Here is a 16,619-nt window from a genome sequence, read left to right on the forward strand (position 1 = left end):
TCAGCGCCCCTTGAAGGAAAACAGGCCGGCCGGCTTCACGATGATGATCAGGATCACCACCCCGAAGACGATGGCACGTGCCAGAATGTCGTTGGTGACCGCGGCCGCGACCGCGTTGATCTCGCCCAGCATGCCGGCCGAGAGCACCGAGCCCAGCAGGCTGCCGACGCCGCCCGCCACCACGACCAGGAAGCCGTCGACCACCATGGAGCTGCCCATGTCGGGGAAGACGGTCTTGAAGCCCGACATCATCACGCCTGCGACCCCGGCGAGGCCCGAGCCGAAGGCGAAGGTCAGCGCATTGACCCGGGCGACGTCGATGCCCGAGGCGGCGGCCATGCGCGGGTTGCGGATGATCGCCCGGACCTGCATACCGATGCGGGTGCGGTACATGATCGCCCAGGTGAGCAGGGTCAGCACCAGGGTGACCGCCACGATGAACACCCGGTAGGCGTTGATCGAGCTGCCGGCGATGGTGATCGTGGTCTGCAGGATCTGGGGGACGGCGACATTCTGCAGGCCGGAGCCCAGGCCCTGGATGTGGATGCCGAAGAAGCTGAGGCCGAATTCCAGACGCACCGCCTGCTGCAGCAGGATCGCGATGCCCCAGGTGGCGAGCAGGGTGTCGAGCAGCCGGCCATAGAGCCGGCGCACGACCACCCGCTCGATCGCCCAGCCGATGGCCGCAGCCGAGAGGAAGCCGAGCGGCAGGGCCGCGAACAGGCCCAGATCCAGCCAGATGCCGGAGAGCACGGCGGTATAGGCGCCGATCATCACAAGTTCGCCATGGGCCATGTTGATGACCCCCATGGCGCCGTAGGTGATGGCGAGGCCGAGTGCGACCAGCAGCAGGATCGAGCCCAGGCTGAGGCCGATGAAGAGGATGTCGAGCATGTGGGACGGACTCCACCCGTTGTCGGCCGCCGCAAAGACCCCGTAAGACAGGGGCGAAAGGCCGGAACCTTCGCGGCGGCCGGAATTGGGCGTCAGCCCTTCAGCTTGGCGCTGTCGAGGCCCTTGGCGGTGCAGAACAGGTTGTCCGCGGTCTCGCCATAGGCGGCATAGGGCAGCGGGCGGATCGGCTCGGGATAGGCGTTGACCACCTTGCTCTGGCCGTCGGCCTGCCACTGGCCGATGCGCGGGGTCAGATAGGCGTGCAGATTGTCGCCATCGATGGTGACCTTGCCGCCCGGCGCGTCGTAGCTCTGGCCGCCGATCGCGGCGCGGATGTCGTCGGCCTTGACCGACCCCGCCTTCTCGGCCGCCTGCTTCCACAGGAAGACCTGGAAATAGGCGGCTTCGAGCGAGTGGTAGGTCAGCGCCGCCGGATCCTTCACGAAGGCGCGGTAGCGCTCGATGAAGGCCTTGTTGGCGGGGGTGTCGAGCGACATGAAATAGGGGAAGGAGGTGTAGCTGCCGGCGGCGTATTCCGCGCCCATGGCCGCGATCTCGATCTCGGAGGTCACGGTCGCGCAGATCGGCACATCGGCCTGGGACATGCCCTGGTTCTTGTATTCGCGATAGAAGGCGACGATCGAGTCGCCGACCACGTTCGAGAGCACCACATCCGCGCCGGATTCCTTGATCTTGCGGACCATGGTCGCCCATTCGGAATGGCCGAGTTCCAGATACTCGTCCGCCACCCATTCGGCGCCGGCCTCTTCGATCAGCTTCTTGCTGACCTTGGCCATCTCACGCGGGTAGACGTAGTTCGAGCCGACGATGAAGAACTTCTTCTTGCCCAGCGTCTTGACGATCCAGGGAATGTAGTTGCCCAGCTGCTGGTTGGGCACCGCGCCGGTATAGACCACATTCTTCGAGCACTCGAAGCCCTCGTAATGGGTCTGGTAGAACAGCATGCCGTCGCGGCGCTCGAACAGCGGCAGCACCGCCTTGCGGCTGGCCGAGGTGTGGCAGCCGAAGACCGCGTTCACGCGGTCGCGGACCAGCAGCTTCGAGGCCTTCTCGCTGAAGGTCTTGGGGTCCGAGGCGCCGTCCTCGACGATCACCTCGACCTGACGGCCGAGCACGCCGCCCTGGGCGTTGACCTCCGAGACCGCCATCATCACGGCATCGGCCAGCATCTTCTCGACGATCGAGAGACCACCGGTCTGGGAATAGAGCGCGCCGACCGTGATCGTGTCGGCGGCAAGCGCCCGGCCGATCAGCGAGGGGGCGGCCACGGCGGCAAGTGAGGCGGCAGCGGTGGATTTCAGCAGCGAGCGTCGGGTGATGCTCATGGGGTCGGTCTCCCGATGACGGTGAGGTGAAGCCTCGGGCGTTTTCGCCCGTGATGTTTGGCGCACGCGGCGCAGGTCGGAGCCGTTCAGAAAGGGCCGGAAGACCGGGGGTGTCCGGTCGGCATCCGGGGGGAGGAAGGCCGTCGGTGGAGGGATTTCACGCCTGTCGGACAGAGCATGAGGCGCACTTCTCCCGTTCTGCGTTCAAGTAGAACGCAGTGGGTTCTGCCTCGTTTTCTGGTCGAGGGTGAGTGCCGACAGCCCTGTCGGCATGGGCATAAAAAAACCTCGCAGACCCCGGAAGGCGGGGTTGCGAGGCATCCTTGCCACGTGCCGGTCGAACATCCCCGTTCTTCCGGCGGCAGCACGGCGTGGCCTGAATTTATACCGGGTGACCCGATTTCAGAGGACGCCGACTGCTGCTCAGATCTTGAGCATGCGCGAATGTTAATCAGCTTTGCGGGGCAGGGTCAAGAGGTCCTCGGTCTTCACGATCGCGGCCGCGATCTCTTCCATCGGCACGCGGCGCGCCATGGCCTGGCGGCGGATGAACTGATGCGCCTCGTTCTCGCTCAGGCTCTTCGATGCCATCAGGATCGCCTTGGCGCGGGCGAGCGTCTGTTCGCCGACCATCTTGCGGCGCAGCTTGCGGCTCTCTTTCAGCAGCCGCTGGCGTTCCAGCCACAGGCTGCGGGCGATGGCGAGGTTGGTGAGCAGGCCGAAGGGTTTGAGCGGCTTTTCCAGCACCGCGAAGGCACCGCTCTCCAGCACGATCTGCAGCGTGCCCGGATCCTCGTAGCCGACGATGGCGATGATCGTCGGCGGCACGGGCCCCATGGATTTCAGCAGGCGCTCGATCCCGGCCCGGTACTCTACCGCGATGGTCAGCAGCACCACTTCGGCATTGGCCGGCAGTTCCGCCGGCACCGGCCAGAGCGTCGTGACCATGCAGCCGATGCGGCGGAGATGATCGACCAGGAAGGCGCCCTCCTCGTCCGGCGGATGGACCACCAGAACCTTGAGGCCGAGAAGATCACGCAGCAGGGCGACCGACACGTGGGGGCGCTCCCGTGAAGGAGGGTCAGAGGCCTGCCACCGGCAGGCCATCGGCCGCCGGGGCGTCGAGACGATATTCCAGCATGTACGGATCCGGGCGGACCCGGGTCTTCGGGTCATAGACCAGATCGAACTGACCCGCCGCCGTCACCCTGCCGACCTTGGGCCAGAGATGGGTGTGGTTGTTGTCGCGCTCGATCCGGATCCGGCCCTGCGGGGCGTCCACCTCGACCTCGTAGAGCTGGGGCAGCAGATCCTGCGCCCGGTCGCTTTCGGCCCGGGCGAGGGCGGCTGCATAGAGATGGACCTGGAAATACGCCGCTTCGGCCGCCGCCGCAATCACCGCATCGGCGCCGAAGCGGCGTCGGAAGGCCGCCACGAACCGGTGGTTGGCGGGGGTGTCGATCGCGGCGAAATAGGGCGAGACGCCGATATGGCCCTCGGCGATGCCCGGGCTCATCTGGGCGATTTCGGCCTCGCTGGTCGACTGGCTGGCGATGGGCATGGTTGCCGGGTCGAAGCCGGCGGCACGATAGGCTTCGTAGAACCGGGCGATGCCGTCGCCGACGACGGTCGAATAGATCACGTCCGGCCGCGTGCGCCGGATCTGGCCGATGACCTCGTCCATGTCGATCTCGTCCACCGCCAGCGGCACATACATCTCGTGCAGCACGGTGCCGCCGGATTGCAGATAGAGATCGGCGATGATCCGGTTGGATTCATAAGGGTAGACATAGTTCGACCCCACGATGAACAGCCGCTTGCCGTAATGGGCGGTCAGATAATTCACCAGCTGGACCGAGTTCTGGTTGGGGCAGGCGCCGGTATAGATGCAGCTGCGGGAATATTCGAAGCCCTCGTAGAGGGTGGGGTAGAACAGCAGCGCCTTGCGCGCCTCCACCACCGGCAGCACGGCCTTGCGGGTGCTGGACATGTAGCAGCCGAAGATGACCGGCACCCGTTCCACATCCAGCAGGTGTTCCGCCTGATCGCGATAGAGCCGGGGCGTCGAGGCGGGGTCCAGGACCACCGGCTCGATCTGCCGGCCCGCAATGCCGCCGGCCGCGTTGATCTCTTCGATCGCGAGCAGCGTGCCATGGCGCTGGGTGCGTTCCACCGCGGCGGTGACGCCGGTGTCGGAGAACAGCACGCCCACGCGCCAGCTATCCGGTATCGATCTCTTGCCCATGGCCCTGCACATAAAAAAAGCCCCCGGCCGGCACGAGATGCCGACGGGAGCTGCCCTGCTCACAATCACATGGCGGAGCACGCCCGCCTGTCCGAACAGGCTACGCCCAATGACGGTGCGTTGCAACATGATCGGCGGTGCCCCCGCATGGCAGCCATGCGGGGCGGACCGCATCGCGGGCTCGACAGCGGCCCCCCGGCGCCGGTCATAATCCGCCCAATGAAACGCGCGCGGCAGTGCACCGGCGCGCCTGGGTGTGGGAGGCCGGATCATGAGTGCGCGCGACCCTGCAATGCCGGACGAGGACCGGATCCCCTTGCGGGCGGCCGCGGCGGCCTTCGCCTCGGTGCTGATCGGCCTGGGGCTGGCCCGCTTCGCCTATACGCCGATGATCCCGGCCCTGGTCGAGGGCGGCTGGTATGACGGCGCGGCAGCGGCCAGCCTGGGGGCGGTCAATCTGGGCGGTTATCTGGCCGGGGCCCTGGCTGCGGCACCTCTGGCGCGCCGCATTCCGGTGGCGACGCTGATCCGGATTGCGATTGCGCTCACCGTCATCTCGTTCGCCGCCTCTGCGGTGCATCTGGGCTATGGCTGGCTGGCGGTCTGGCGCGCGACCGGCGGCATCACCGGCGCCATTCTGATGATCGTCGCGGTGCCGGCGGCGCTGTCGGCGACACCGATCCGGCGGCGCGGCCGGGTGGCCGGGCTGGTCTTCACCGGTGTGGGCCTGGGCGTGGTGGTTTCGGGCCAGCTGGTGCCGATCGCAGCCGGTTTCGGCGTGGTCGAGGCCTGGGCCATGCTCACCGTCTTCGCCCTGGTGCTGGGCGTTGTCGGCTGGAACGGCTGGCCGCGCGAGGCATCGGGGCCGGCGGTCGGGGGCGGCCATCTTGGCGTGCCGCCGGCCGCCACCGGTGCGGCGCTGGCGCTGATCGGCCTTGCCTATGCGCTCGATGCCTTCGGCTTCGTGCCCCATACCCTGTTCTGGGCAGATTACGTCGCCCGCACCCTGGGCCTCGGCCTTGCGGCCGCCGGCGCGTCCTGGAGTCTGTTCGGCCTGGGCGCCGCTTTCGGGCCGATCACCGTCGGGCTGGTCGCCGAGCGGATCGGCTTCGGGCGCACTCTTGTCGGTGGCCTCATGCTTAAGGGTACCGCCATCGGCCTCGCCGCCTTCACCACCGCCCCCTGGGCATTGGCGGCGAGTGCCGCGGTGGTCGGGCTGCTGACGCCGGGCATGGGGACGATGGTCGCCGGGCGGATCACCGAGATCGCGAGCCCGCATCGCCAGCGCCAGGCCTGGGCGGCGATGACCGTGAGCTTCGCGGTGGCGCAGAGCCTTTCGGGCTTTGCGATGACGGAATGGTACGCGGTGTCCGGCGAGCACCGGCCGCTGTTCATCGCGGGCGCCGTGGCGCTGTTCCTGGGGGCGATCGCGGCGGCGCTGACGCTGCGCCGACGCTGAGCCCTGCGGCTCAGGTCAGGAAGTGCACCAGGGCGTAGACCAGCGCCTTGAACAGGGCGACCACGACGGCGGCAGCCAGGGCGCAGCTGAGCAGGCCCAGCACATAGCCGATCAGCACCGTCAGCCCGTCGCGCTCGATGAGGCCGAGGGCGATCACCGAGATTGCGATCGCCGGCGGGTTGTTGCCGAAGGGGATGGGCAGCACCAGCACGATCGACAGGATCACCATGATCACGCCGAGCAGCCGTTCGGCCTTGCCCTCGATCACCCAGGCGCAGCGCGGCTTCAGCAGGCGCTCCACCTTTTCGAGCCAGGGCAGGGCCTTGTTGAAGACCATCATGAAGTCGGTCTTGCGGAACGACCGGCGGGCCAGGAACGCGGGCAGCCAGGGGCTGCGCTGGCCGAGCATCAGGCCGATGGCGAAGGGAACGATCGGCGCGCCCAGCACGGCCGAGAGGCCGGGAATGCCCAGCGGCAGACAGTTGGGCAGGGCGAAGAGCAGGATGAGGGCGGCGAAGGCGCGATCGCCCATCACCGTGGTCAGATCGTGCAGGCTGATACGCTCACCGGGCCAGTCCCGGATCAGCCGCTTCAGAACGTCCGACGTCCGTTCAGGACGAGGCGGATGCCCGCCGCTGGAGGCGGCATCCTCGTGGAGCGTCATCATCCCATCCGTCACGCGGCTCGTTCCGTTCCTGTATGGCCCGCTTCCGGCCCGGAAGCTGTTGCCTGCGGCCGCCATTCTGTCGGGCGGTCCTCCCCCCGGATCGTCCGTCGGGCGATCCACGGGTCAAGCATGCGGCCTGCATATTAACCAATGCTTTCGGACGGAGGGAGGCGCAGAATTTCATAAAATTTGCATGTCGGCCTCTCGTCATCCGGAAAGACGATGTCCATGTGACACGCTCGTGCCGCCCGGCATGCCGTGGCCGGTTGCAAGCAGGCGGGCAGCGGCGGTACCGTCGGTCTGCCCATCCCGAAACCGAGGCTCGGACCGCCCATGATCCGGACGCGTTTCCGCACCGCTCTATTCATCGCTGCGGTCGCGGCCGCGCTTGTGCCCCTGCTTCGGCCGTCTGCGGCCCGCGCACACCCGCATGTCTGGGTCACGGCCGAGGCGACGCCCGAGACGGTCGACGACAAGGTGACGGCGATCCAGCTGAGCTGGACCTTCGACCCGATGCTGAGCGCGGTTCTGATCCAGGATTTCGACGGGAATGCCGACGGCCGCTACGATGCTGCCGAACAGGCGGCCCTGACGGCCGAACTGCTGAAGAACATGTCGGACTACGGCTATTTCACCCATGTCCAGGTCGACGCTTCTTTCGTCGAGCTGGCCGGGGTCGACGGCATGGCCGCCGCGATCGGCGACAAGGTCGTGACCATGACGTTCCGCGCCCGCCTGAAAGAGCCGGTCGACCCGCGAAAACACCGCATCACCCTCGGGGTCTATGATCCGGAATACTACATCGCCTTCGACCTGCCGGCCGGGTCGCTGCACCTCAACGCGCCGCCGCTCGACCTCTGCCGCCCGGTCGCGCGTGAGGACACGCTCAACCCCATCTATTTCGGCTATGTGAACCCCGAGGTGATCGATGTCGTCTGCCCTGCGCGCTGACCGGATGCGGAGGATCCGGGCGGCGGTGCTCGCCTGTGTCGCGACCCTGCTGCCGGCCTTCCTGCCGACTCTGGCCCTGGCCTCCAGCTATCTGGGGCGCGGCGGCGGGGCGCCCCCGCCGCCGGCACCGGTGACCGAGGCGGCGGTCGGGGCCGGCATTCTGGGCCCGGTGCTGATGCAGATCATCACCTGGCAGGGCGAACTCAATGCGCTGATCTCGGGCCGGCTGGGCGAGGCGGTGCGCGAGGGCACCATCCTGCCCGCCCTGACCGTGATCGGCCTCGCCTTCGTCTACGGTCTGCTGCACGCGGCCGGCCCCGGTCATGGCAAGGTGGCGGTGGCGGGCTATCTGGCCGGCCGGCCGGCCGATGCACGAACCAGCATGGTGATGGGCGTCGCCATCAGCCTGATGCAGGGGGCGGTGGCCATTCTGGTGATCGGCGGCCTTGCCCTGATTCTGGGGCGGCAGGGGCTGGGGCGGATGACCGATCCGCTGGCGCTGGAACTGGCGAGCTATGCCCTGATCGCGACGATGGGCGGCTGGATGATCGTGAACCTGCTGCGCGGTCGCGCCGCCTGCGGCCATGATCACGGGCACCACGATCATGGGCACCACGACCATGATGATCACGCCCATCACGACCATGGCCATCACGACCATGGGCACGACCAGTCTTCCGGGTGCCATGCCTGCGGCCACGATCATCATCATGATCACCACGATCACGGCCACCACGCCCCACCGGCCCGGCGTCACCCCGATGCCTTCTGGGGCATGATTGTCGCGGCCGGCATCCGCCCCTGTTCCGGAGCGATTCTGCTGCTGCTGTTTTCGATGAGCCAGGGCGCCTTCCTGCTGGGGGTCACGGGCGTCGTGGCGATGAGCCTGGGCTCGGCCATCACCGTCGTGCTGATCGGTCTGGGCGTGGTCGGGGTCCGGCGGTCGCTGGTGGCGTTGGCTGCCGGCGGCGGGTCGCGCACCGCCCGTCTGCTGGATCGTGGCCTGGGCTTTCTGGCGCCGGGCATGATCATGGTCTTCGGTCTGTTGATGGCCTGGGCGACCTGGATCCGCATCTCTGCGGGCATCTGAAAGCCGATACCAGCAGGGGATGCATACTGCAGCTATTTAGTCGCCTCATGGTCGACAAGTGCAGATGATTAGCCTAGTCTGAATGCGTCCGGCGTTTTCGCCACCATGGTGGGACATGCCTGCGCATGAAGACGGACCCGACACTGCCAGAAGATCCGGGCCTGTTTGCCGATATTGTCGATGCCACCCATGATGCGATCGTGGTCATCGACGAACGCGGGATCATCAGACTCGTCAATCGGGCGACGGAGTTGATCTTCGGTTATGCATCGGACGAGCTGGTCGGCAGCAATGTCAGCCTGCTGATGCGGTCAGAGGAAGCCGAGGCCCATGACGGCTATCTGGCCGCTGCCGACAGCGATCTGCGCCGCCGGATCGTCGGCCGCGGCCGCCAGCTGCTCGGCCGGCGGCGTGACGGATCCCTGGTGCCGATCGATCTGGTGGTCAGCATGCTGCCGCGGCCGGGCGGGACCCGGTTCTATATCGGCACAATCCGCGACCTCTCGGACCGGAAACTTGCCGAGGAAAGCCTGCGTCTCGGTTTCGAGAGCAGCGGCGTGGGCCAGGCGATGATGTCCCCCGACGGCCGCCTGCTTCGGGTGAACGGTGCGCTGGCCAGGAGTCTCGGGTATGAACAGGGCCGGCTGATCGGCGGCGATGTCCGCGCGATCCTGCATCCCGATGATGTCGACGCCGCGCATGAATGGCTTGCAGCCATGCGCGAGGGCGGGCGATTGCGGGACGGCATGCGGCTCTGCCGTCATGCCGACGGGCGCAAGGTCTGGTTCCGGGTTGCGGGTGCGGTCATCCGGGACGGCAAGGGCCACCACGCGCATTGCATCGTTCAGTTCGCCGACGTGACGCCCCTGGTCGAAGCCGAGCACCGGCTGACCATGGCACTGGCCGCGGCCGAGACCGCGAGTGCGGCCAAGACGGCCTTCCTTGCCCATATGAACCACGAGCTGCGCACGCCGCTGAATGCGGTGATCGGTTTCGCCGAACTGCTGATCGCAGGCCTCCATGGCGTGTTGCCGCCCCGGCAGCGCGACTATGTGGAGGGCATCCATCAGGCGGGCTGCCGGCTGCTCGCGATCGTGGACGACATCCTCGACCTCACCCGGCTGGACGATCCGTCGATGCTGGAGACCCAGGACGTCGATGTGAGCGGGGTGGTGCGCAAGGGCCTGGAACGGGCGGCCGTGGCCGAGGGGCGGGCGGATGTGGTCGTCACCGTCACCATCGATCAGGGCGTGACCCTGTCGGGCGATTCCGCGGCGACGGTCCGGATCATCGCCAATCTCGCCTCCAATGCGATCAAGTTCTCAGGCCCCGGTGGGCGGGTCGCCATCGAAGCCAGCCGCTATGACGGCGATGCCGGTCATGGGGTGATCATCCGGGTTCGGGACGAAGGGCCCGGCATGCCGGCGGGGCTCGCCGCGGATGTTGGCCGGCCGTTCGAGACCGGCGGCGGGGTTCTGTCGCGCAATCATGGCGGCGCCGGGCTGGGCCTCGCCATCGTGCGCCGGCTGGTGATGCTGATGGGGGGCATGATCTCGGTCGATACCAGCGCCGGCAGCGGCACCACCGTCGTCGTCGATCTGCCGGACCGGCAGCGGGTGGGGCAGGTCGCCTGATCCATGGCCGGCCGGCATGCGTAAGACGACAGGCGTCATACCCCTTGCCGGAGGCTTCCCCATGCATGCGCCTGGCGTCTTCCGTCTGTGTTCCCTGGCCTCGCTGGCCCTGATCCTGGTCGCGGCCGTTTTGCGTCCGGCTCAGGCAGAGGAGACGGGCCGCGTGGTCGAGCTTCTGGATCTTCCCCGCCATGCCGCGCTGATGCGCCATGCCACGGCCCCGGGCACCGGCGACCCCGACCATTTCCGCCTGGACGATTGCACCACCCAGCGCAACCTGTCCGAGGCGGGGCGTGCCGAGGCGCGCGAGACCGGCCGTCTGCTTCGGGCAGCGGGGTTGGCCGATGCCCTCGTGCTCACCAGCCGCTGGTGCCGGGCGACCGACACCGCCCGCGAACTGGATCTGGGCGAGGTGGATCCGTTTCCGCCGCTCGACAGTTTTTTCCGCGACCGCAGTCGCGAAGATGCGGCGCGGCGCGATATCCTGGCCCGGATCGCCGAGCGCAAGGCCGGCGATCCGCCGCTGATCATGGTCAGCCACCAGGTCAACATCACCGCCGTCACCGGCATCTTCCCGGCATCGGGAGAGATCGTCGTGGTCGAAGTGCTGCCGGACGGAACCGCCGCGGTGCGGGCGCGGCTCTCCCCTTGACCGCCCGGCCGGCGTCTCCCCCCTCGGAACCATCAGGATGCTACCCATGACCTCCCCTTCTGCCGGCCTCCCCCGCACCGCCCGTCCGCCCGTCTTCTCAGGGCGGTCGCTGCTGGTGCTGCTGGGGTTCCTCGCGCTCTCTGCCGTGGTCTCGGGGCTTGGCGGTGCGGTCACCACACCCGAAATCGACGGCTGGTACCGCACCCTTCCCAAGCCCGGTTTCACCCCGCCCGACTGGGTTTTCGCGCCGGTCTGGACCACGCTCTATATCCTGATGGCGGTGGCGGCCTGGCGGGTCTGGCGCAAGGCCGGCATAGCCGGGGCACGGGGGGCGCTTGGTCTGCATCTCGTGCAACTGGCGCTCAACCTCGCCTGGTCGGTACTGTTCTTCGGCCTGCACCAGGTCGGGCTGGCGCTGGTCGACATCCTGGTGCTGCTGGTGGCCGTCACGGCGACCGCGATCGCCTTCGGCCGTCATGATCGTGTGGCGGGGCTGCTTATGCTGCCCTATCTCGCCTGGGGGGCCTTTGCCACCGCACTCAATGCCTCGATCTGGCTCAATCTCAGCCCCGGAATGTGACGAAGCGCACAGAAGGGCCGGGTTCGGGCTTGCATGGATCGGGCAGGTGGTCCCCGTTTCCGGTGCATAGACGCAAGGCCCGCGCCTCCGTAGATTGCGGCATCTCCGACTTGCTGCTTTGCGGAAACCTGCCCCTGCCATGCAGACCGGACCTGCCATCTCCCACGATCCGGCGCTGTTCGCGGATATCGTGGATGCCACGCATGATGCGATCGTGGTGATCGATGATCACGGCATCGTGCAGTTCGCCAACCGTGCCACCGAACTGATCTTCGGCTACAGCCCGGCCGAGCTGGTCGGGCAAAGCGTCAATCTGCTGATGCGGCCCGAAGAGGCGGCGGGCCATGACCGCCATCTGCGCACGGCCGATCCCGACATTCGCCAGCGGATCATCGGCCGGGGCCGGCAATTGACCGGCCGCCGCCGCGACGGCACGCCGGTGCCGATTGATCTGGTCGTCAGCATGCTGACCCGCAGCGACGATGTCCGGCTTTATATCGGCACGATCCGTGACCTGTCGGACCGGCGGCTGGCGGAAGAAAGCCTCAGGCTGTCTTTCGAAAGCACCGGCGTCGGTCAGGCCGTGGTCGGGCTCGACGGGCGGATGCTGCGGGTCAATCTGGCGCTGGCGCGCAGCCTGGGCCGCGAGGCGGCAGCCCTGGCCGGGGCGGATTTCCGCAGCCTGATCCATCCCGACGACCTGGCGGCCGCGGAACGCTGGCTGGCCGCCGCCCGGGTCGACGGCCGGCCGCTCGACGGCATGCGCCGCTATATTCATGCCGAAGGCCATGTCGTCTGGTTCCGGGTGGCCGGCGCCGTGATCCGCGATGCCGACGGCAATCCCGCCCATTGCATCACCCAGTTCGCCGATGTGACCCCGCTGGTCGAGGCGGAGCGTCGGCTGACCCGGGCGCTCGCCGCCGCCGAGACCGCGAGTGCGGCCAAATCCGCCTTCCTCGCCCATATGAATCACGAGCTGCGCACGCCGCTCAACGCCGTGATCGGTTTTGCCGAACTGCTGATCGAAGGGCTGCACGGGCCATTGCCGCAGCGCCAGCGCGACTATGTCACCGCCATCCATCAGGCCGGGCGGCGGCTGCTCGCTATCGTCGACGACATCCTGGATCTCACCCGCCTCGACGATCCGTCGCTGCTGGCGTCCGAGGCGGTGGATCTGGATCAGATCGTGCGCCAGGGGCTGGATCGGGCGGCAGCGGCCGAGGGCCGGCCCGATGTCACGGTCAAGGTGGCGATCGCCCCCGATGTGGCGCTTGCCGGCGATGCCACGGTGATGGTGCGGATCATCGCCAATCTGGCGTCGAACGCGATCAAGTTCGCGCGGCCCCGGGGCCAGGTCCGCATCGAGGCGATGCCGGGCACGGCCGGGGTGGTGATCCGGGTCGAGGATGACGGTCCCGGTATGCCCGATGCGCTGGCCCGCGACATCGGCCGGCCCTTCGAGACCGGCGGCGGCGTGCTGTCGCGCAACCATGGCGGGGCAGGGCTGGGCCTTGCCATCGTCCGCCGGCTGGTCACGCTGATGGGCGGCCGGATCCGGGTCGAAACCGGCCGCCTGGGCGGTGCCATGGTGATCGTCGACCTGCCGGACCGGCAGATCGACGATCGGGCAGCCTGATCAGAAGAAGGCCTGAATGCCGGTCTGGGCGCGGCCCAGGATCAGGGCATGGATGTCGTGGGTGCCCTCGTAGGTGTTTACGGTTTCCAGGTTCACCAGGTGCCGGATGACGTGGAATTCGTCCGAGATGCCGTTGCCGCCATGCATGTCGCGGGCGAGGCGGGCGATGTCGAGCGCCTTGCCGACATTGTTGCGCTTGAACAGCGAGATCGCCTCGGGCGCCGCCCGTCCCTCGTCCATCAGCCGGCCCAGGCGCAGCACGCCCTGCAGGCCCAGCGTGATCTCGGTCTGCATGTCGGCCAGCTTCTTCTGGATCAGCTGGTTGGCGGCCAGCGGCCGGCCGAACTGCTTGCGGTCGATCACATACTGCCGGGCCTGGTGCCAGCAGAACTCGGCCGCGCCCATCGCCCCCCAGGCGATGCCGTAGCGGGCCTTGTTCAGGCAGCCGAACGGGCCCTTCAGCCCCTTCACGTTCGGCAGCAGGTTTTCCTCGGGCACGAAGACGTCGTCGAGCACGATTTCGCCGGTGATCGAGGCGCGGAGCGACATCTTGCCCTGGATCTTGGGCGTCGAGAACCCGTCCATGCCCCGCTCGACCACGAAGCCGCGGATCACGTCGTCATCGGTCTTGGCCCAGACCACGGCGATATCGGCGATCGGCGAATTGGTGATCCACATCTTGGCGCCGTTCAGCCGCCAGCCGTCATCGACCTTCGTGGCCCGGGTCTTCATGCCGCCCGGATCCGAGCCGTGATCGGGCTCGGTCAGGCCGAAGCAGCCGACCATCTCGCCGGTGGCGAGTTTCGGCAGGTATTTCCGGCGCTGCTCTTCCGAGCCATAGGCATAGATCGGGTGCATGACCAGCGACGACTGCACGCTCATCGCCGAGCGGTAGCCGCTGTCGACCCGCTCCACCTCGCGGGAGATCAGGCCATAGGCGACATGCGAGACGCCCGGGCAGCCGTATTCCTCGGGCAGGGTGGGGCCCAGCAGGCCCAGCGCACCCATCTCGTTCATGATCTCGCGGTCGAAATGCTCACGCCGGGTGCCGTCGATCACCCGGGTCAGCAGCCGGTCGCGGGCGAAGTCGCGGGCTGAGCCGCGGATCATCCGCTCGTCTTCGGTCAGCTGGTCGTCGAACAGCAGCGGGTCGGACCAGTCGAAGGCGGCAGCGGCTTTGGGCGAGGTTTCCATATGGCTCATCGGTGTTCGGGCCTTGTCGCGGGTCTTGTGGAGCGTCTCCTGCCGTCGAATATAAGGAGGCGACAGGGCGGTGTGGCCGAAAAATCGGCCATGTCCGCCTTGCGGAATATATGGCTGCCACGCGGAATAAAATCAGCGGAGACGGAGCATGAGCGAAGCCCTGACCGGCGAGGATCTGGCCCCCTATGGCTGGAACGGGCATGCGCCCGAAGACTGGGCGCCCGATCTGGCGGCGATCAAGCGCGCCGCGGCGGAGCCGGAGATCCTGCCGCTGCTCTCGGCACGCTGGAGCCCGCGGGCCTTTGCCGATGTCGATCTGTCCCTCGACGATCTGGCGCCGGTCTTCGAGGCGGCGCGCTGGGCACCCTCGGCCAATAATCAGCAGCCCTGGGTGTTCGTGGCCGCCAGCCGGTCCGAGGATCCGGAAGGGTTTGAACGCCTGGCGAACTGCCTGCTGCCTGGCAACCGGCGCTGGGCACCCCGGGCGCCGGTGCTGATGCTGGCCGCGGCCCGCACGCTTCGTCCCGACGGCAAGCCGATCGGCACGGCGCTCTACGATCTGGGCCTGGCGGTCGGCATGATGACGGTGCAGGCCACCGCCGAGGGGCTGTGGCTGCACCAGATGGCCGGTTTCGATGCCGGGGTGGCCACCGGCACGCTCAGCCTGCCGGAAGACGTGCAGCCGGTGGCGATGATTGCGATCGGCCCGATCGGCGATGCCGCCGAGCTGCCCGAAGATCTGCGCGGTCGGGAGATCTCGGCGCGGGAGCGCCACCCCCGCGACGCCTTCGTCCACCGCGGCCGCTTCGGCGGCTGAGCCCGAGATTGTCGCGGCCGGCCGGGTCGGGCCGGCCGCGGATGTCTCACTTCAGGATCGGGCAGAGAGCCGGGTCCATCGGCCGGATGACATCGGCCGCCGGCACCCGGTCGAGCACCCTGTAATAGTCCCACGGACCGGTCGATCCGGCGGGGGTCTTCACCTCCACCAGGTGGTAGTCGCGCATCAGCCGGCCGTCCCTGCGGACCTCGGCATCGCTGGTGAAGAAATCATTCACCCGGATCTCGCGCATCTTCGCCGCCACCGCCCGCGGCTCGTCGGTGCCGGCGGCCTCCACCGCCTTCAGATAATGCAGCACCGCCGAATAGGTGCCGGCATGGATCTGGGACGGCATGTTGCCGCCGGTCGCGGCCTCGAAACGTTTCGCGAAGGCGCGGGTGCCGTCATCCATGTCCCAGTAGAAGCCGGTCACCACCTGCAGCCCCTGGGCGACCTCCAGCCCCAGCCCGTGGACGGTGTGCAGATAGAACACCGTCGCCGCCAGCTTCTGCCCGCCCTGGGTGAGGCCGAATTCCGAGGCCTGTTTGATGGTGTTGATGGTATCGACGCCGGCATTGGCGAGCGCCACGATTTTGGCACCCGAGGCCTGGGCCTGCAGCACATACGAGGAATAGTCGGTGGTGCCGATGGGGTGGCGCACGGCCCCCAGAACCTTGCCCCCGGCCGCTTCCACCACCGGGGTCAGTGCCCCTTCCATCGCCTTGGCGAAAGCGTAATCGGCCGAGATGTAGTACCAGCTGTCTCCGCCCTGGGCGACCACGGCCTTGCCGATCGCCTGGGCGATCGAGAAGGTGTCGTAGAGCCAGAGGAAGCCGGTCGCGGCACAATCCTGGCCATAGATCCGGTCATTGGCCGAGCCGACATGAACGACCAGCCGTCCGTCGCTTTTGGCCAGTTCCTGCACGGCCAGCGAGACCGCCGAATTGGCGATGTCGAAGATGCCGTCGACGCCGTCCTGATCATACCAGCGCCGCGCGGTGCCGGCGCCGATATCCGGCTTGTTCTGATGGTCGGCCGCGACGACCTCGATCGGCTTGCCGAGCACCGTGCCGCCGAAATCCTCGATCGCCAGCCGGGCGGCAGCGGCCGAGCCGGGGCCCGAGGTATCGGCATAGGCGCCCGACTGATCGTTCATCACCCCGATCCGCACCACCTCGCCGCTGATCTCTGCCGCTGCCGCCATGCCGGCCGTGCCGCAGATCAGGCCGGCCGCCAGCGCCGTGCCGAGCACACCCCGCTTCACCCGTTCCATCGTCGTCTCCCTCCCTCTGGTCCGGCTCGTGGCCGGGCTCGTTTGCGGGTGAGCTTAGCAGAGCTTCCGACATTAGAAAAACAAGTGTTTGGTAGTTTTGAAGCCGGGCCGCTTTCGGCCTGGACAGGCGGGAAGATGCGGGCCAGAGTCGATGGAATGAACCAAACAATGG

At 67.7% G+C, this 16,619-nt stretch carries 15 protein-coding genes; 8 read left to right on the forward strand and 7 right to left on the reverse strand.

Annotated features, from left to right (window positions below; translation table 11 throughout):
• From urtB to CMO28_RS13105, 4 genes are all read right to left on the reverse strand, one after another.
• A complete protein-coding gene (gene urtB / locus CMO28_RS13090; RefSeq protein WP_296714115.1) occupies positions 1-894 on the reverse strand; it encodes an urea ABC transporter permease subunit UrtB in 894 nt (297 codons plus the stop codon).
• Positions 895-986: 92 nt separating this feature from the next.
• Positions 987-2,240: a transporter substrate-binding domain-containing protein gene (locus tag CMO28_RS13095; protein ID WP_296714116.1), complete on the reverse strand. Its 1,254-nt coding sequence runs from the start codon at positions 2,238-2,240 to the stop codon at positions 987-989.
• 447 nt (positions 2,241-2,687) lie between these two features.
• Positions 2,688-3,296 carry an ANTAR domain-containing response regulator gene (locus tag CMO28_RS13100; RefSeq protein ID WP_296714118.1) on the reverse strand — a complete coding sequence of 203 codons (609 nt, stop codon included), beginning with the start codon at positions 3,294-3,296 and terminating at the stop codon, positions 2,688-2,690.
• Positions 3,297-3,321: 25 nt separating this feature from the next.
• Positions 3,322-4,485, reverse strand: a complete 1,164-nt coding sequence (locus tag CMO28_RS13105; RefSeq protein WP_322111343.1) for a transporter substrate-binding domain-containing protein — start codon at positions 4,483-4,485, stop codon at positions 3,322-3,324.
• 271 nt (positions 4,486-4,756) lie between these two features.
• On the opposite strand from CMO28_RS13105, the gene CMO28_RS13110 reads away from it, so the two are divergent.
• Entirely contained in the window at positions 4,757-5,944 is a 1,188-nt protein-coding gene (locus tag CMO28_RS13110; RefSeq protein WP_296714123.1) for a YbfB/YjiJ family MFS transporter, read from the forward strand.
• Between the two features lie 10 nt (positions 5,945-5,954).
• On the opposite strand, the gene CMO28_RS13115 is transcribed toward CMO28_RS13110, so the two are convergent.
• A complete protein-coding gene (locus CMO28_RS13115) occupies positions 5,955-6,623 on the reverse strand; it encodes an exopolysaccharide biosynthesis protein (protein ID WP_187297805.1) in 669 nt (222 codons plus the stop codon).
• Positions 6,624-6,944: 321 nt separating this feature from the next.
• On the opposite strand from CMO28_RS13115, the gene CMO28_RS13120 reads away from it, so the two are divergent.
• From CMO28_RS13120 to CMO28_RS13145, 6 genes are all read left to right on the forward strand, one after another.
• Positions 6,945-7,562: a DUF1007 family protein gene (locus CMO28_RS13120; RefSeq protein ID WP_296714125.1), complete on the forward strand. Its 618-nt coding sequence runs from the start codon at positions 6,945-6,947 to the stop codon at positions 7,560-7,562.
• Complete coding sequence (locus CMO28_RS13125; protein ID WP_296714126.1) at positions 7,540-8,652, forward strand: nickel/cobalt transporter; 1,113 nt, start codon at positions 7,540-7,542, stop codon at positions 8,650-8,652. The genes CMO28_RS13120 and CMO28_RS13125 overlap by 23 nt, the downstream gene beginning before the upstream one ends.
• A 125-nt stretch (positions 8,653-8,777) precedes the next feature.
• On the forward strand, positions 8,778-10,286 hold the full coding sequence (locus CMO28_RS13130) for a PAS domain S-box protein (RefSeq protein WP_296714128.1): 1,509 nt from the start codon (positions 8,778-8,780) through the stop codon (positions 10,284-10,286).
• 61 nt (positions 10,287-10,347) lie between these two features.
• Positions 10,348-10,938, forward strand: coding sequence for a histidine phosphatase family protein (locus CMO28_RS13135; RefSeq protein WP_296714130.1), 591 nt, complete (start codon positions 10,348-10,350; stop codon positions 10,936-10,938).
• 46 nt (positions 10,939-10,984) lie between these two features.
• Positions 10,985-11,518, forward strand: a complete 534-nt coding sequence (locus CMO28_RS13140) for a TspO/MBR family protein (RefSeq protein ID WP_296714133.1) — start codon at positions 10,985-10,987, stop codon at positions 11,516-11,518.
• A gap of 139 nt (positions 11,519-11,657) precedes the next feature.
• Positions 11,658-13,154 (forward strand): sensor histidine kinase, encoded by a 1,497-nt coding sequence (locus CMO28_RS13145; RefSeq protein WP_296714134.1) that lies wholly within the window; start codon positions 11,658-11,660, stop codon positions 13,152-13,154.
• Here CMO28_RS13145 and CMO28_RS13150 read toward each other — a convergent pair whose 3' ends face one another.
• Entirely contained in the window at positions 13,155-14,348 is a 1,194-nt protein-coding gene (locus CMO28_RS13150; RefSeq protein ID WP_296714241.1) for an acyl-CoA dehydrogenase, read from the reverse strand.
• A gap of 157 nt (positions 14,349-14,505) precedes the next feature.
• Here CMO28_RS13150 and CMO28_RS13155 point away from each other — a divergent pair, with 157 nt between their 5' ends.
• Complete coding sequence (locus CMO28_RS13155) at positions 14,506-15,174, forward strand: nitroreductase family protein (protein ID WP_296714136.1); 669 nt, start codon at positions 14,506-14,508, stop codon at positions 15,172-15,174.
• Between the two features lie 46 nt (positions 15,175-15,220).
• Here the strand turns inward: CMO28_RS13155 and CMO28_RS13160 are convergent, their stop codons facing one another.
• Positions 15,221-16,447, reverse strand: a complete 1,227-nt coding sequence (locus CMO28_RS13160) for an ABC transporter substrate-binding protein (protein WP_296714138.1) — start codon at positions 16,445-16,447, stop codon at positions 15,221-15,223.
• Positions 16,448-16,619: the final 172 nt, after the last annotated feature.

The organism is Tistrella sp., assembly GCF_002684955.1.
Lineage (GTDB): Bacteria > Pseudomonadota > Alphaproteobacteria > Tistrellales > Tistrellaceae > Tistrella > Tistrella mobilis.

Coding starts and splice junctions, on each gene's coding strand:
- urtB (WP_296714115.1), bottom strand. CDS start 894: ATGCTCGACATCCTCTTCATCGGCCTCAGCCTGGGCTCGATCCTGCTG.
- CMO28_RS13095 (WP_296714116.1), bottom strand. CDS start 2,240: ATGAGCATCACCCGACGCTCGCTGCTGAAATCCACCGCTGCCGCCTCA.
- CMO28_RS13105 (WP_322111343.1), bottom strand. CDS start 4,485: ATGGGCAAGAGATCGATACCGGATAGCTGGCGCGTGGGCGTGCTGTTC.
- CMO28_RS13110 (WP_296714123.1), top strand. CDS start 4,757: ATGAGTGCGCGCGACCCTGCAATGCCGGACGAGGACCGGATCCCCTTG.
- CMO28_RS13120 (WP_296714125.1), top strand. CDS start 6,945: ATGATCCGGACGCGTTTCCGCACCGCTCTATTCATCGCTGCGGTCGCG.
- CMO28_RS13125 (WP_296714126.1), top strand. CDS start 7,540: ATGTCGTCTGCCCTGCGCGCTGACCGGATGCGGAGGATCCGGGCGGCG.
- CMO28_RS13130 (WP_296714128.1), top strand. CDS start 8,778: ATGAAGACGGACCCGACACTGCCAGAAGATCCGGGCCTGTTTGCCGAT.
- CMO28_RS13135 (WP_296714130.1), top strand. CDS start 10,348: ATGCATGCGCCTGGCGTCTTCCGTCTGTGTTCCCTGGCCTCGCTGGCC.
- CMO28_RS13140 (WP_296714133.1), top strand. CDS start 10,985: ATGACCTCCCCTTCTGCCGGCCTCCCCCGCACCGCCCGTCCGCCCGTC.
- CMO28_RS13145 (WP_296714134.1), top strand. CDS start 11,658: ATGCAGACCGGACCTGCCATCTCCCACGATCCGGCGCTGTTCGCGGAT.
- CMO28_RS13150 (WP_296714241.1), bottom strand. CDS start 14,348: ATGGAAACCTCGCCCAAAGCCGCTGCCGCCTTCGACTGGTCCGACCCG.
- CMO28_RS13155 (WP_296714136.1), top strand. CDS start 14,506: ATGAGCGAAGCCCTGACCGGCGAGGATCTGGCCCCCTATGGCTGGAAC.
- CMO28_RS13160 (WP_296714138.1), bottom strand. CDS start 16,447: ATGGAACGGGTGAAGCGGGGTGTGCTCGGCACGGCGCTGGCGGCCGGC.